The organism is Borreliella kurtenbachii (genome assembly GCF_030437945.2).
Classification (GTDB): Bacteria; Spirochaetota; Spirochaetia; order Borreliales; family Borreliaceae; genus Borreliella; species Borreliella carolinensis.
In genome coordinates, this window is sequence record NZ_CP179509.1 from 1 (window position 1) to 15,408 (window position 15,408).

General features: G+C 31.9%; 21 protein-coding genes and 2 pseudogenes. All 23 read left to right on the forward strand.

The genetic code is table 11. The features are described from left to right. Positions 1–65: 65 nt before the first annotated feature. The 23 genes and pseudogenes from QIA22_RS04825 to blyA all read left to right on the forward strand — a co-directional run bounded on the left by QIA22_RS04825 (position 66) and on the right by blyA (position 15,406). A complete protein-coding gene (locus QIA22_RS04825; RefSeq protein WP_418456846.1) occupies positions 66–1,289 on the forward strand; it encodes a phage portal protein in 1,224 nt (407 codons plus the stop codon). 16 nt (positions 1,290–1,305) lie between these two features. Then, a complete protein-coding gene (locus QIA22_RS04830) occupies positions 1,306–1,998 on the forward strand; it encodes a DUF1357 family protein (RefSeq protein WP_418456820.1) in 693 nt (230 codons plus the stop codon). An 11-nt stretch (positions 1,999–2,009) separates the two neighbouring features. Further along, on the forward strand, positions 2,010–2,567 hold the full coding sequence (locus QIA22_RS04835) for a DUF228 domain-containing protein (RefSeq protein WP_418456822.1): 558 nt from the start codon (positions 2,010–2,012) through the stop codon (positions 2,565–2,567). Between the two features lie 7 nt (positions 2,568–2,574). Continuing rightward, positions 2,575–3,339: a DUF228 domain-containing protein gene (locus tag QIA22_RS04840; RefSeq protein WP_418456824.1), complete on the forward strand. Its 765-nt coding sequence runs from the start codon at positions 2,575–2,577 to the stop codon at positions 3,337–3,339. Positions 3,340–3,368: 29 nt separating this feature from the next. After that, positions 3,369–3,941 (forward strand): DUF228 domain-containing protein, encoded by a 573-nt coding sequence (locus QIA22_RS04845; RefSeq protein WP_418456825.1) that lies wholly within the window; start codon positions 3,369–3,371, stop codon positions 3,939–3,941. 21 nt (positions 3,942–3,962) lie between these two features. Continuing rightward, entirely contained in the window at positions 3,963–4,922 is a 960-nt protein-coding gene (locus QIA22_RS04850) for a hypothetical protein (protein ID WP_367611795.1), read from the forward strand. Between the two features lie 19 nt (positions 4,923–4,941). Beyond that, a complete protein-coding gene (locus tag QIA22_RS04855) occupies positions 4,942–5,397 on the forward strand; it encodes a DUF3890 domain-containing protein (protein WP_418456827.1) in 456 nt (151 codons plus the stop codon). Then, positions 5,397–5,780 (forward strand): DUF1506 family protein, encoded by a 384-nt coding sequence (locus QIA22_RS04860; RefSeq protein WP_418456829.1) that lies wholly within the window; start codon positions 5,397–5,399, stop codon positions 5,778–5,780. Before QIA22_RS04855 ends, QIA22_RS04860 begins: the two co-directional genes overlap by 1 nt. Then, positions 5,768–6,157, forward strand: coding sequence for a hypothetical protein (locus QIA22_RS04865; protein ID WP_418456831.1), 390 nt, complete (start codon positions 5,768–5,770; stop codon positions 6,155–6,157). Before QIA22_RS04860 ends, QIA22_RS04865 begins: the two co-directional genes overlap by 13 nt. After that, the gene (locus QIA22_RS04870; RefSeq protein WP_418456833.1) at positions 6,154–6,723 is read left to right on the forward strand and encodes a DUF764 family protein; all 570 of its coding nucleotides are present in this window, start codon (positions 6,154–6,156) and stop codon (positions 6,721–6,723) included. The genes QIA22_RS04865 and QIA22_RS04870 overlap by 4 nt, the downstream gene beginning before the upstream one ends. Continuing rightward, positions 6,704–7,816, forward strand: coding sequence for a DUF787 family protein (locus QIA22_RS04875; RefSeq protein WP_367611943.1), 1,113 nt, complete (start codon positions 6,704–6,706; stop codon positions 7,814–7,816). The genes QIA22_RS04870 and QIA22_RS04875 overlap by 20 nt, the downstream gene beginning before the upstream one ends. Positions 7,817–7,831: 15 nt before the next feature. Beyond that, a complete protein-coding gene (locus tag QIA22_RS04880; protein ID WP_010258866.1) occupies positions 7,832–8,260 on the forward strand; it encodes a DUF1463 domain-containing protein in 429 nt (142 codons plus the stop codon). A 15-nt stretch (positions 8,261–8,275) separates the two neighbouring features. After that, positions 8,276–8,731 carry a DUF1473 family protein gene (locus QIA22_RS04885; protein ID WP_418456834.1) on the forward strand — a complete coding sequence of 152 codons (456 nt, stop codon included), beginning with the start codon at positions 8,276–8,278 and terminating at the stop codon, positions 8,729–8,731. Then, positions 8,728–8,964: a DUF1322 family protein gene (locus QIA22_RS04890; RefSeq protein ID WP_418456836.1), complete on the forward strand. Its 237-nt coding sequence runs from the start codon at positions 8,728–8,730 to the stop codon at positions 8,962–8,964. The genes QIA22_RS04885 and QIA22_RS04890 overlap by 4 nt, the downstream gene beginning before the upstream one ends. Positions 8,965–8,971: 7 nt before the next feature. Beyond that, positions 8,972–10,232 (forward strand): annotated as a pseudogene (locus QIA22_RS04895) (DUF759 family protein). A gap of 63 nt (positions 10,233–10,295) precedes the next feature. Next, positions 10,296–10,937, forward strand: coding sequence for a DUF792 family protein (locus QIA22_RS04900; RefSeq protein WP_418456844.1), 642 nt, complete (start codon positions 10,296–10,298; stop codon positions 10,935–10,937). Between the two features lie 3 nt (positions 10,938–10,940). Next, positions 10,941–11,891, forward strand: a complete 951-nt coding sequence (locus QIA22_RS04905; RefSeq protein ID WP_418456838.1) for a DUF693 family protein — start codon at positions 10,941–10,943, stop codon at positions 11,889–11,891. 11 nt (positions 11,892–11,902) lie between these two features. Then, positions 11,903–12,456: pseudogene (locus QIA22_RS04910) on the forward strand (DUF777 family protein). Between the two features lie 29 nt (positions 12,457–12,485). After that, entirely contained in the window at positions 12,486–12,818 is a 333-nt protein-coding gene (locus tag QIA22_RS04915) for a DUF2634 domain-containing protein (protein ID WP_010883875.1), read from the forward strand. Beyond that, positions 12,815–13,693, forward strand: a complete 879-nt coding sequence (locus QIA22_RS04920) for a DUF276 domain-containing protein (RefSeq protein WP_418456840.1) — start codon at positions 12,815–12,817, stop codon at positions 13,691–13,693. Before QIA22_RS04915 ends, QIA22_RS04920 begins: the two co-directional genes overlap by 4 nt. Before the next feature lie 5 nt (positions 13,694–13,698). Then, the gene (locus QIA22_RS04925) at positions 13,699–14,304 is read left to right on the forward strand and encodes a DUF735 family protein (protein ID WP_367611821.1); all 606 of its coding nucleotides are present in this window, start codon (positions 13,699–13,701) and stop codon (positions 14,302–14,304) included. A 9-nt stretch (positions 14,305–14,313) separates the two neighbouring features. After that, positions 14,314–15,126: a DUF685 domain-containing protein gene (locus QIA22_RS04930; protein ID WP_418456842.1), complete on the forward strand. Its 813-nt coding sequence runs from the start codon at positions 14,314–14,316 to the stop codon at positions 15,124–15,126. A gap of 76 nt (positions 15,127–15,202) precedes the next feature. Then, positions 15,203–15,406 (forward strand): holin BlyA, encoded by a 204-nt coding sequence (blyA, locus tag QIA22_RS04935; protein ID WP_367611753.1) that lies wholly within the window; start codon positions 15,203–15,205, stop codon positions 15,404–15,406. Positions 15,407–15,408 lie beyond the last annotated feature (2 nt).

A 15,408-nucleotide genomic window follows, 5' to 3' on the forward strand; every position in this document is an offset into this window, starting at 1 on the left:
ATTTTATTGACAAAAATATTAGTTTTTGCTATCATACATCTAATTTAATAAAGAGAAGTAAAATGGTGTATGATTTAAGAAAAACAAAATTAATAGATAAAATAAGTTCACTAGAACTATATAAATATTCAATATTTTTTAGAAATTATATAGAAAATGTAGCAGAAGATTGTCTCAAGAACGGACTTGTTCTTGAGAGCGCTGACCACAATGTTAGCGAGGTTGAACTTGCTAGATTAAAGGTACAGCTTAAGAATGCTCTGCTTAATTGTATTATAAGCTACCGTTTTCATGGGATTGGCTATGTTTTAGTAAAAACCAAAGATACCCTAATAGATCTCGAACAACCCGTTAATATAGAATTACCTATTGGTTTTGAATACCTTGATTATGAATATGTAAGAGATTTGGGAGTTGATTTTGATCATATAACCTATAAAGTAAAATCCAACAATAAGAACAATTCTGTAGACGCAGTTAAAATACATAAAAGTCGACTTATCATATATGAAAACTTTGATTATATCTTAAAAAGATATGTTCCTTGTTATACAGAAAGTTTTTTGCTAGATATTTATTTATTTGAAAAGATATACGTTGAAATAGAAAGACGTATTGAAAACCACAATTTCTTGTTTTACAAAGATGAATCTTTAGTACAATTACAAGACGCACTCTCTAGTGCAACAACTTCTTTAAGTGCACTTACTCAGAGTAATAATGATAGGGGAAGTGGCATTTTATCTTCTTTTTTGAGAAAACAAAATTCAAACAATCATAGTAAAGATATTTCTAATTTAAGAAACCTTAATGACTCATTAGCACAGGAACTTGCTAGGCTTAAGAGCAATCTAAATAATGAGGGAATGTTTTATACGGCTACTCCTAGTGCTAGTTTAGAGGTTATTAAATACGACCTTAGTTACTTAAAGGAGGCGTTAGCGTTAATTAAGGCGAAAATTGGGGCTGATACCAAAGAGCCCTTAACTAGAAGTTTTAATGAGCAGGCTAAAGGACTAGGAAATGATGGTAAAGGTGATAGGAGTAATTATTACGATTTTTTAAAAGGCGTACAAGAACAGGTTGAGAACTCTTGTAACTTAAAACTTACAAAGTATTTCGGGCTTGATATGAAATTTAATTCGCTGATTATGTTAAGTGAAGAACAAAAAGTAGAAAGAGATATAAAGCTAATTGAGCTTTACAGTAAATATAACCAGCTTATACAGAGTAGTTCCTTTAATAATGAGGAGCTAGCGATTTTAAAAGAGAAATTATTCTCATTTTGAGAAAAGGAGTTAAAAAGTGACTGAGAAAGAAGAAAAAGAAGACTTGCAAGCACAAGATAAAGAGGAACAGCAAATTAAGGCTGATACTAAAGTTATAAGTGCGCAGGAATTTGAAGAGTACATGCGCTTTAAAGAACAAGCAAATAGTAAATCCAAAGAGACAAGTCGAGATTTAAGTATAAACGAGCGAATAACAAAAGAACTTGCAGAAGTTGAAGAGCGGGAGCGTATTGAAAAGCAATTATTACTAGAGGCTGAGCGAATTAATGAAATTGATACACTTGCAAAAGCGCATCTTAGCAACCATTTCAATAAGGAAGTGTTACTTGCAAAGGGATACACACTAAAAGACATTATGCAAGCACAACGCAGAGAACTTGTTCGCAAGTTTGTTCCAATTGAGCAAATTAAAGCTATTGCTAAAGCGTCAGATATTAGTCATATCGATGGGGAGATATTAGAACAACTTGTTTCTTTAGCAAAAGTGAATATTAAATTAAGAAAAAATGCGAGTAGCAATTCTTCTTCTGTTGCCTCTATTAAGGGCAATATTGTTGCCAAATCAGAAGAGAGAGCAAGTTTGCTTGATTCTAATTTTGTTCCAATTAATTTTACAGAATTTGTACAAGCGATAAGCAATACTTACAAGCAAAGACGAATTCAATTTTATGAAAATCTAAAAAGACATAAAAGAACAAGCATTGCTTAAAGGAGTTTTTAATGAGTGATATTACAAAAATTAAAGAAGAGTTTAATAAAAAAGTTGCAGAAATTAAAGCATTAATGAAAAATCCCCAACAAGATTCTGGATTACTTAGCAATTCTATTGATTTTAGAGACAAAAACCTAATTTTTTCAAATTCTGATGGAGTGTGCACTAGCAGTAAAGACAAAATAGAGAATTACCCTGCTAAAGGATATCCGTACAAGCGTGGAGTTAAGCTTAGTTTTGGCGATGGAACAACCGAACTAGAAGTTGAGGCTGGAGGTGGAGACGATTTATATGGAGTGTGCTCCGATATAGATGAGTTTAGCGGTATGGCAACTGTAATTCCAATTACAAATAACTTTACTGGGTATTTAACGCTTAAGAAAGAAGGACAAAATGGTGTAAATCCAGGAGATAAATTAAATTTTAACCAACATGGGGAACTTGAAAAGGCCACTGGGGGTCAAAAGACCGTCAATGCGATAGCACTTTCAAAAGCACACAAATTAACTGAAGAATTATTTATAGTGCTTGCTAGTGTATTTGGGAATAGAGCTATTAAGGGGTAATTAAATTATGGATTTAAAAGGTAACGGGCAAGTTGAAAATCTTGACGCTGTTGATAACCCGCAGTTAGATTTAGAGGCAAAAGCTCCTGCTGCTCCTAGGGCTAAACGGCAAGCAAGACAAGCTGAAGATGTGCAAGCAAAAGATCCCTATTTGGATGCAATGAATGAACTTGATGATATCCTTTTGAAATTCAAAAAACATGTAAAATCGATGAGTTCGATTGAAAATAAGGTTTTTAGCAGTTCAAGCAGTTGTTTTAAATCCAAAAATGAGCGAGCTGATGTTTATACATTTGCATGTTCAAGTTATTCAGACAAAATAGAGGAATACCATTACGACCCAGCAAATAGTTTTCCATACAAGCGAGGCGTTAAGCTTGTTCCAAAAGAGAACTCTATATATGTGGAAGTTGGAGCTGATACTGATATGTATGGGATATGTGTAGATGTATGTGAGTTTAGTTGCACTGCGTATGTATTGCCAATTACGAATAACTTTGAGGGGTACCTTGTTACAAGAAATCCGAGCATAAAAATAGGAGAAATATTGGATATAAATAACAATGGGGTTATTATCAAGGCTGGTGGTGGGCCGCCAACCGTAATTAATGCCTATGCCTTATCTGATTCATTTACAATCAATTTCGCACCTGAAGATGGAAATCAAGATCAAGCTAGATATCCTAGGCAAGAGTATTCTATTAATTTGATAAAAGTTGCAATTTTTGGCAATAGAGGCCTTGAGAAAATAGTAATACCTGACGGTGGTTAAGCCTTGGGCGAATAAAAGGAGGTAAATAAATGGGAGATACAACGCAATTAGTAAAAGAGTATCAAGAGAAGAGAAGTAAACTTGAAAAGTTTATGAAAAATCCCCAACAAGACGCGGGGCTGCTTAGCAATTCTATTGAATTTAGAGATAAAAACGTGCAATTTTTTGCTTCTGGAGGCACTAGAACTAGTAAGTTTGACAAGTTAGAAAATCATCCATTTTCTGGGTATCTATACAAGCGCGGAGTAAAAAGGGTTATTCAAGAGACACAAGAAAATCAAATTCACTATGAGCCTCATGTTGAGGCTGGAGGTGGTGAAGACTTATATGGAATATGCATTGATATAGATGAATTTAGTAAAACAGCTACTATTGTCCCCATTACCAATAATTTTGAGGGCTATTTAGTAGCAAAAGATTCTACAGTTAAAGCAAAAGATAAACTTGCTTTTAATAAAGACGGTGTCCTTGAAAAGATTACTGGAGCGCCAAATAAAGCAACTATTAATGCAACAGCATTGATTGATGCGAAACAAATTAGCAATGAAGTTTATTTGGTAAAAGTAGCGGTATTTGGAAATAAAGCTATAAGTAGAAATTAATAAAATTTGGGAGGATTTAATATGGAATTATTTGATGAAAATTATTATGCAAAAGCTGTGGCTAATATCATAGGAGAAGTTAAAGATCCTATTATGTATAAATGGTTTTCACCTGATCAAATTGAAGATGTTGATCTACAAATGGGATATCAAAAAACCGTAAAATGGGATGCGTTTTTAAACGCTAATCCTACAACAATTGCCAATGAGGTTAACACTATCTCAACTATTGGTTTTAGTTCTGAAGTGGTAAGACTTAATTATTTAAAATTACAATACAAATTCAGACATTTAAAGCAGACTTCTGAGAAATTTTATACTTCGGACTCATATATTGGGGACATTAATAATAATTTACTGCCCTTTGCTCAAGCTTATAAACTTGCAAGTAGTGAAATTATTAAACTTATAAATCACTTTGTACTAACGGGTACCGTTTCGATTCAAAAAGATGGAAAAAATCAAAAACGCCTACTTCCTAATATGTATGGACTACTTAATATGCCTGAGCAGATAAAAGAAGAAGTTGCTAGTGGTGATAAAGATAAAATGGATAAAATCTTTGAAAAGATTGAGGCGGGACTTTCAAAGTTAGAATTAGGAGATGAATTTTCCACCCCTATGATGGTAATAGTTGACCCAGCAACTTCACTTAAACTCGTAAAACCATACGCAGCAGGACAGGGTGCAGCAAGTAGCTGTGAAAAATGGGAAGATGTTTTGATTCAGACTATTAAGGCTATTAATAATAGAGAAGATGTTTATATTGAAACTTCAAACTTGCTAAAACATAAAATACTCATTTATCCACTAAATTCTGAGCTTATTAAATTTAAGCCTAGCAAGTATATGCTGCCTACACCGAATGAACAAGTGGATAAAGACTCAACTGATATTGCTCATTCATACATTGATTTTGTTTTAGGCGGTCTACTTGCTACTAGAAAAACTATTTTGCAAGTTAACATAAAGCAAAGTTAAAAGTATAAGGTAAGTGGAAATGAGTGAACAAGAAAACTTACAAGCACAAGTTGAGGGAGAAGAAGAACTTTTAGTAACAAAACTCCATTCAGAAGTGTTATTGCTATTAGGAATAGACCAATTTGCACTAAGTAGGCAAAATTTTCTACTTCATTTATCCTTACTTCAAGCTATTCTAGTAACACGCGGCATTGATGCTAGTTCACTTACATATGAACAAATATTTTTACTTACTTTCTATCACATGGGTTGTCAATTAAGAAAACAGGGAGTTGTTCGAGAATTTGAATTTGATAGGATCAAAAAAGAGAAATTCAATGAACTTGAACTTGATTATTATCCTAGTAGTAGTGGGGGCGAAGAAGGCGGCGAGGGGGGTTGTGGATCAAATAAGAATTTTTGTTCACAGCTTGATGCATTTTTAGAAAAACTAAAAAGAGAAACTTCAACGCCATCTTGTGTGGGGGTTGTCTAATGAATGGTGTTAGAAAAAGACTTTCAGATCTGTCTTTCCGCATGATCAACGTATTTAAGGACCCGCAACCCTTAAAGTTTTATAAAGGCACTATTGTAAAGCTTGAAAATGACTCTTCTTATCAGAGAGTATTTGATAAAAATAAGTACACTGAATTTACAGGAGTTATTATTGATATAAAGCCACAAGAACTTGCAATGCTTTATGATTCTGATATGTTAGATATTCAAGGGTATTCTAAACTTTACACATATCAAGACCTTAACTTTGAGCTTAAAGACCGAATATCAATTGCGGATTTGGTTTACTTTGAAATATTTAGTATTGACTCTTCAATTGGATATTTCACATTAGTTTTAAAGGAATTTATATGGACAAGCTAGAATTTAAAATGGAATTAGAAATTGGGTGGTTTGGTGGTCGTGCAGGAATTGCTAAAATGCATGAAAAAGGGAGTAGCAATTTACCAGCAAGAAAACATTTAGCCAAAATTGCTAGTAGCTCTGAGTTTAGAGAATATATCAATAATAGCTATATAAATTCTAAGTTTAATCTTGACCCTAAATCGGGAATGGAGGCTATTGGACAAGCTTTTGTCAGGTACTATGAAAATTATCTACTATCAGCACAAGTCACTCCAGCCTTAAAGGCCAATACAATCAAAAGCAAGTTTAAACGGGGTAGTAACACTGCAGCAATTCCACTTGTTGATACAGCCAAAATGTTATCAGAGATTACTTATAAGGTAACAGTTGAATGATTTTCACTTTAGATATGGTATTAAATCATTTAACCCAAATATTTAAAGGGTTTAAGGCGTATGCAACTGAAAATAATTTTGAGTGCGATATCATAAATACCTACAATCATCCATATCTTTCAAAAATCACAGCTACTAGCTCAAATATAATAGCATTGAAATTTGATGGCACAGAAAATATATTTGATCATAATTCTAGAGCCGGTGCATTTTATGAGAATGCTTTGGAATTTAGTGTAAATTTTCAAGTATATATTATTGCAATAGTGTTAAACGCTCAAGATTTTGACGCTAATTCGCGTATGTTGATACTTTATAGTATGCTTAGTGACTTTCTACACAATAAAGCCCATAAGTATACTTTAGAAAGTCAATCTCAACCCGAATATATTAGCCAAATCAACCTTTATATTTATCCAATATCTAATATGCAAACAGTTGGGCTTATTAATTTAGGCACAAAATATAGCAACCATGCATACAGTGCATCTATAGCATTCAATGCTAGTGTAAAAGCAATTGAAATTTTAAAGGAGGAATACAAAATTGCCGCAAGATACAATTAGTGTAAGTTTTATTGACTCTAGGATCCAAGCTAGTAGGCCTAATTATTACAATCCACTCTTGGTTTACAAAACAGCTAAAATCAAAGTTAACAAAGATGCTGCTAGCTATAAAATATTGAATTTAACCGTTAATAATTATGAAAAACAAATTGAAACTTTAGAAAAAGATAATGGAAATGGCGAAGATCAGTTTGGAAAAGAAAAAACACTGCTTAAAACCGCAATGTTAAATTTTTTTAATTCAAGTGAAGAGTCATTAAAATCAGTCGATCTTTTCATTTATAAGGATAAGCCTGAAGAGCTAAAAAATTATCTTAAAGTACATAGGCATTCTTTTGTTGTACTTATTAACACTGAAGGCGATGCGTCAGATGATGGGCTTAAAATTTACAAAGATGACTATAATAAATTCAAAATGCCTTCAACTTTTTTTGTATTCTCAACTAAAGAACAAGAAATAAAAGAACTATTTAAAGATAAGGGCAATATTGAAAAAGAAAGAAATATTGTTGTTTACAGTAATAATAAAGACAATTTACACCTTAAATTTATAAGTCAATATTTGCATCAATCAAGTATTTTCCATGCTGTAAATCCTTATGGTATGCCGCTGGCTGCTACACCGCTTGTTGACGACACTGTAATTGGAAAGTTGCGAACTGCAAAAATCAACTTTTACTCACTTCTTAATGAAACTGGCCTTGATGGTATGCCTGCTTTTAAAGAGGGTGTTGATTTAGCTGGAAGTCCAATAGACGAGATTTTCACTTATCATTATATAAAAAATGAAGCGATTATTGAGCTTATTAGAATTTGGAATAAAAACAACAGACAAAATAGCAAATTATCTGCACTACAACTTAGTGGCTCTAGAGATAATGCATATACTTCAGCAATTGAGTGCCTACTTAAACGGTTTATTGATAGAGGGCTTATAATAGAGTATAAGAATTTAAGTCTTACTATTTCTCCTACACCACAACTTAAATTAGAACTTAGTGTGAATATTACTTATAACTTTAGCATTAATGCTGTTGCTTTAGTAATTACTACTCAAGATATAGTTGATTATCAAAACAGTTTAAGTGCTTAAAAGGGGGGCTAAAAAATGCAATTTTATGATTTAAGAGAAGTTTATTTTTCAATTGGTGGTACGCAGTTACATAGTGGCAAGCTAGAGCTTACAAGCGAACCTACAACAAGAGCAGTGATTAGTAGTGAAGATAAAGGTATGCCTGTAATAAGCTTAAGAGATCCCAAAACGATAACTTATGTTTTCAATATTGAAGTTACACTAGGCAGTCATGACTACATTTTGTTAACTGAACTTTCTGATGAACAGTTTTACAACATGGATGTGAGAAAAGAGGACAAAATGCTTGATTTAGCATTCAATGATAGAATTGCTACCAAAATTATTTCTAATTATGCAATTTTTACTGAAGAGCCTTCAAGAAGTTATTCTGCTGAGGCCGAAAAAGTATCTTTTGAAATTAGGGCTATTAATTGCCAAAAATCTAAACCGAACAACACTTAAAAGGAGATTCTTATTATGATAATGAGATATAAAATGAAAATTTTAACTAAAAATAAAACTTATGAATATCCACTAAGAGTACTTCCGGTCTATGAATGGGATAGAGTACTCGGATTTAATCAAAGTGACGCTGTTTTAAAGCTTAATGAGGTTAAATACTTAAGAGAAATCACAAGTTTAATGATAAGTCCAAAATTTTTAGACGAATTCTATGTAATTTTAGATCAAAATAGAGAATTTATTTCTTATTATAAAGACTATCTTGTTGCAATAATTTACACTGCACAATTTAATACTTTTCATTTAGACAATGATCTAAAAAAGCCCGCTTTAGTATATTTGAGTGAGTATGAAAATAATGTTGGGGATTTTGTTACTTTTGACTATATCAATGAAAACTTTGATTATGAAAAAGTAGCCACTTCGCTTTCATCAAGTACATCAAATTCCAATGAGCTGGTTGCTAAATGAGCAAAATAAATAGAGATATTGATAAAGCCATTGCAAGTCTTAATGAGACTAGAAAAAAATATTTTAACTTGCTTGACGAGATTAAGAACGACAAATATTATTTTCCAGTAATTATGAATATTTGCTCGTACGACAATGTAAAGAAATTGCCTTATGACGAGCTTTTAGAGGTCAATAGACTTGCTGAGATTAAATTAGAAAAAGAATTGTATGAATTAATTTTAAGCAAGTGAGGGCTTAGTGAGCGACAAATTCACCATTAAATTTAAAGGTATTCTTGATCATGCTGCAACAAAAAAGGCTATTGAACAAGATATTTCCAAAATGGAAAAATATCTTAAACCCAGAAACTCCAGTTTGGGAAGCACTAAAGATATTGTAAAAAATAATTTGTCGGACAAGAAGAAAGAACTTAGCAGACAATCTAAATTTGAAAGCTTAAGAGAGCGTGTTGAGAAATATAGACTTATACAAACTAAAAAGCTTATAAAACAGGGCATGGGGTTTGAGAAAGCCAGAAAAGAGGCTTTCAGAAGATCTTTAATGTCTGATAAAGACAAAAGACGCCTTGAGTATAAAGAACTTGCAAAAGAATCAAAAGCAAAAAGCAAAATGTTAGCGACCTCTCAAGGAAAAGGACTTGTTGCCAAAATTGCAATAGGCAGTGCCCTAGGTAATATCATTAGCAACGCTATGAGTAAAGTTGGGGGCGGCCTTTTAGGTTTTGCTAAAAAAGCGGTTGAAGAAGACACAAAAACTAAAAGAACACAACTTCTCAATAAGGCGTTTTATGGTGATCCAAAAGAGAAAGAGAGTCTTTTGAAGGTTCTTAGCACAATGAAAGGATTTGAGCGAGATTTAGAAAAAGAAGAGTTCTTAAATCAAGCAAGTGTCTTTAAGGGTACTTTAAGGGACTTAGATATGTTAAATGAAACTAATTTGAAAAACGCAGTAGAATTTGCAGCTATGCTTAAATCCAGTGGCGCTATGAGCAGCGAAGATGCAGTAAAGGCTGTTAATAGTGTTCTTGGGGGTGATGGAAGTGAGCTTTTTGATCTATTAAAGAAGTCAGGTGTTGGAGACAAATATATAGAAGATGCTAAAATGGCCTGGCAAAGCGGGGCTCAAGTAGATCTAGATTCCAGAATTACCAAGATGATGGAAATGTTCAAGGATTTTAAATCTTTCGGCCTTACAAAAAAGTCAATAATGCTGAGAGTATTCAAAGTAATTTGGCCTCAGCTGAGCAAACTCTTCAAACTTAACCACTACTGTCTTGAATCCATTGCTTAACCTTATTAACTGGATCACCGATAAAATTAAAAATTTTAATTTTATGAACGACATTATTCAGCCTTTTTTTAAAGGACTAAAAAGTCTTTTTGCTAAGTTGCCAGTGGTTGGTAGATTTTTTAAAGACAAACCTGAGCCTGTCCCAAATCCACCTAACCCTAAACCAGAAAGTAATCAAAATCAAGACAATGCTAACAGCACACCATAATTTTTACAAAAGGCAATTACTTATGACAAGTAACAAAAAATTGCTAACAATGCAACTAACAAAATAGATATTAATAATGAAAATACTAACAATAATAATATTGAAAAGAAAAAATTCGAGGAAAAAATCAAGGATATTGAAAAGAAAGAAATCAGGGAGATTACTCGAATAATACGGGATGTAATAACCCAAATATTTGCTCTTTTTGGAGCAGATAACTTTTTGGTGTTATTCCCAAGAATGGATCTAAAAGGTTTTGGATATGTTCCTCAATTGTTTTTTATAAAACCAAAAACCGAACTCATAACACGCACTTACAATACTAGTTGTTCTAAAAGACCGGTCATCAATTATTATGATAGAAAAGCGGAATATGTAAGCTACAATCCGGTAATGACTGGTGAACATATATCATTAAACGGTGGAATACTAACATCCTTATATAAGGATATGCTTTCTTTACTTAAAATGACTGTTTTTGGCAATACTATGCTACGTTTTGATGTGCATCTTGCAAAAGAACAACTAGCAAATAGACTTCAAGCTCAAGTTCCTTTTAGTATCTACAGTCCAACTTTTGGCCTAAAAGAATTGGCTGTAATTACAAGTCTTTCGTTTAAGGACACTCCTTTCATTGATGAAGTCGAAGTTAGTTTATCAATAGAAATAGTAAAAACATTTGCATTGGAAAAATATAAAGGATAAAAAATGCTGTTACTACAATATGATTTTAAAATTGAGTTCTACAATGTAGATACATCAAAAAAATCACCTGATGGAATTCCTTTCGCCGAAGAAATTCCTAAAATTATCATCAATACACAAGATGGGATTCATATTGATATTTCCATATCCAACGTGTATTCAAATATTCATACTATAAGTTCCAAACAAGCAAAAGTCGTACTTTGGAATCTTCCCTTAGACTTCACCGACGACATTAAATTCGGAGATATAGTAAAAATATATTATAAGAAATTTGCTCATGAAAAAAATTTTGATTTCATAATGGCGGGAACTTTAGGGCCCCCTATGAGCACTGATTATCCCGGTGGAGATTTTAGTGTAGAGCTTGATGTTCGTTTATTAACTAAAAGCAACTTCTTCAATCGCAAATTGGCAGGCAAAGAGGGCAAAAACTTTAAAGGCAAGACGGTACAAGAAGCAATAGAATCTGTATTTCCCAATCGCAATATCCTTAATATGGACGAAAAAGATAGTCTTAAAATCATTGACAAAGATATTTATGCCACAACACCAAAAGAGTTTATTGACAAAATAAAAGGAACATATGTTCATAACGTAATAGCCGATATTGGTACTGGTTTACGGGGATATGAATGCTATCTGATATTTACTAATTATCTAAAAAAGGGGGAAAATGTCCACTACGAGGCATTAGAAGACTATGGACTTGAATTCATTCCACAACAAGAAATTACTTTGGGCACTACACTCAAAAAAAATCTTATATTTTGGAACGCAAAAACATTTTTCACACATAAGTTAAATGTTGGAGATAAAGTTTCATTTATTGACGGACTAGGAAAAATAACAAAAACCACTATAAAAGAAACAAACGCTCAACTTAGCAATACAGGAGAGTGTTCATTAATATTAAAGTTAGAAGATGATTCTAATACAAAACCTAAAAAATAAAGGGGACCAGAATGAATGAAGACTATGAAATTTATAGAATGAACCAGCGTCTTTATGGACATGCTTTAGCACAAGAGGACGTTAAAAATTGGATTTATTCAAACATTTTTATAATTAAAATTGGCACTGTAAAGGAGTTTAAACAACAAACTCAAGAAGCTATTATTACAATACCCGAATTTGAAGATTTAGAAATTCACACAAAAAATATCTCTAATATCAGTTTAGAACTATCAAAAGGTGATAACGTTTTACTACTTCAATCAAGTGTTAATATTTTTGATAAAAATAACGATATTCACTTTGACAAACATCATTTTTATATACTTAGTGCAATTAGCCCAAAGACTTTAAATCTAATCTCTGATACTGTTAAAATTAAAGCAAACAATAACATTGAAATAGCTAACCAAACAACTAGCTTAAAAACAATTCTCAAAAATATTGTAAGTGCTATTGAGGGTATAAAAGTCGTACCCACACAAGGAGGCCCAGTAATTGAATCAGTCAGTCTAAAATAGCAACTACTAAAATTAATTCTGATATCAACAGTTTGTTTAAGTAATTTTTGCTAATTATGGTATAATTAATAGTATGGATTTAAGATTAGGCAATAATTTTGAATTGGTATTTAATAACGATTTATCACTTGTTGATGGAATTGAAGAACAAAAACAAAGATTTTTGATATTTTTAAAAACCTTAAGGGGTAGTTTAAGCTATGCTCCTCATTGGGGACTGGACTATTTCTTGCTTTTAAAACTGTTAAAAATTAACAATCTTCACGCTGTAAAAAATTATTTTCACGAAATATCTAAAGAACTTAACCTAGATTTAATAAACATCTCAACTACTATACAAGACAATAAAGCACACATATCCTTTTTTTTCTCAGGCGATGTTTTGAATATGGAGTTTAATTTATGAGCATAGTTTTTGATTCTGATTTTGGCATTTTAAAACGTACAATTAAGGATATTGTAAGATCGAAAAGAGAATATTTGCGTGTAAATTATGGGATTAATATTGATGATAACCAAAGCTCAATTTATAACATTATTGCGTCTTCTTTAGCATTAATTGAAGAAGAAATAATTAATGAGCTTAATCTCTTTTTTTCTAAAATGAAACCGGGTGGCACTTATTGGGCTGCTATTGAAGAACACATTTCTTCTAAAAGCACAACTTACAGTGCGGTTCGCAATGCTTTACTCAATCTTGATGGGATTGAGTACACCAATATTAAAAGTGCAGCTGGTAAAGCCAATATATATCTAATTCTAAAGGAAACTTTACTAGATAATAGTAAATCTAATATTAACAGTCCTAAATTTAAAGCAAAACTTTGGGAAACATTATATCTAACAACCCCTAGTGGTACTTTACTTGAGGGAGACATAGAAATTGATGGCCTCAATTCAACTGGTCAACGCAAATCCTACAAAATATCACTAGGAAAAAGAAAATATGTTTACATGAAAGTAAAGTATAAACTTGACCTTAAAAACTACCTCTACTTAAACATAGATTCTCAAATTAGAGATATATATTCTAGGATTATTTCAAATAACTATTCTGATATGGGAATTAGCTTTGAATATCAAGACTTTTTTGCTCCAGTTAATGAAGTTAAAGGAATTAAGTTTATGGAAATAAGTGCTTGTATTAAAGATGCAGACACTGAGAGTATTGCAAAAATTACTGATAGCGATTTTAAAAAAAATCAAGATATTTCTATTACTGATGATACAATGCTACTTTTCAATACTACAGATCGATTGCTTATTGATATGGATAGTTAACAAATATGAAAATATCTAATTTATTTAATGGCACTGAGATTCATAAATTTATACGTACAGAAACAGAATATGCACAAGCACTACTTAATGAGCTTAAGACTCTTAATTCCAACTTCATATCCATTAATGCAATAGAAAATATAAAATCAAGATATATTGCAATATGGATATCTCAAGTTTTATCTATCTTTTATGCAAAAACTCAAACTTTACAAAGTATTACAAGCAATATTAATAGCGTTATTTTTGCTTTACGGCATATTGGTACTGATGAGTCATTTAGACTGATTTTCAAGACCTTTTTAAATGTGGACATTGAAGTTACTACTCCTGAAGCTGGGGTTATTGATATCTCTTTAAAAGGGGTAATAAAAACAAACTTTACTACCTTTATTTCGCCTAGCACTAAAAAAGGGAAACGTCTTAAAAAGATATTACTTAGAGAAAAGAAACCGGGATATGCTGCATCGAAAAAAGCTTTAGTATTTAACTCACTTCCTAAAGGATATGATCATTCAATTTATGCTTTTATTAAGAGAATTATTCCTATTGGTAGAGTTCTCAAAATTAATAATACAGATGGTAACAATATTATAACTTTTAACAACTAAGGAGGTTTTATGGCTGATGATCAAGAAAAATTACTAATTGATGAAGAAGAAATGGTTCAAATAAAAGATTTAAATAAGGTTACGACCGTTAACAATACTGATCTTTTACTGCTTGATGATGGAGCTGCAAGCAGCAATGCTATCACCTTTAAAAACTTCTTAAAAACCGTTAATCACCAAACATTTAAAGGCGAAGAGCTAGGCTATTTTAAAGAGATAATTAAGTCTACAATCGCTACTGAACTTGTAGCTGATAAAGATTTTATAAAAAGCATTTACGATTTAATCGTTGACAAGCTAATTGAGAATGAATCTAGTAAACTTTCAAATCTTTATGGAAAAATAAGATCTTCCCTTGAAAGTGGCATATCATCTACCACTCTATCTAAAGATGACTATCTTTTAACACTTCGTCTTTTCGGCACTATTCAAAAAACACCCGTTCCTAAACAACTGCTTGGCTTACCATCCGAGTATCTTCCTATCGGCAATAAAACTTCAGGTACTGCCTTCTATCCGCATGAATACAAGGGGAAAAGAACGATTATTAATATGGACGATTACGGTGATGTAACTCTTTATTGTAATAAAAGTAGTGACGATGATCCAGTTTACCTTGATATTGATATTGACATAAAACACCAGAGCAATGGGAGGAAATCATTACATGTACGGTATTCCGATGAAAGTCAAAAAAACCTAGTTTATCTGCATCAGGGCTCCTCTTCAGTATCTATTCGAGTTCCTATGTACAAAGGATGGTATATACAAAAAAGAGTCCACATATCAGGAAATCCGGTCCCATATTTTTGCAAATTATAAAATTTTTAGCAAAAATTATGGTTTTGATATATAATATACATATAAAACTAAAAAAATTAAAATGAAGGATTAAAAAATGGATAGTATTAAAATAACCGAACTTCTTATCAATTTAAATGAAATTAAACTTATAGCCGTAATGATTTTTGTAACAGTACTGGTTTTAGGAGTGTTAATTCTTCTTAAGCCTTTATTAAAAGACATTTTGACTATTGTAATAGGCAAGCTTTTTAAGAATGGCAATGGGAATGGCAAAAATCACATTAAAAAAAGAGATTAACT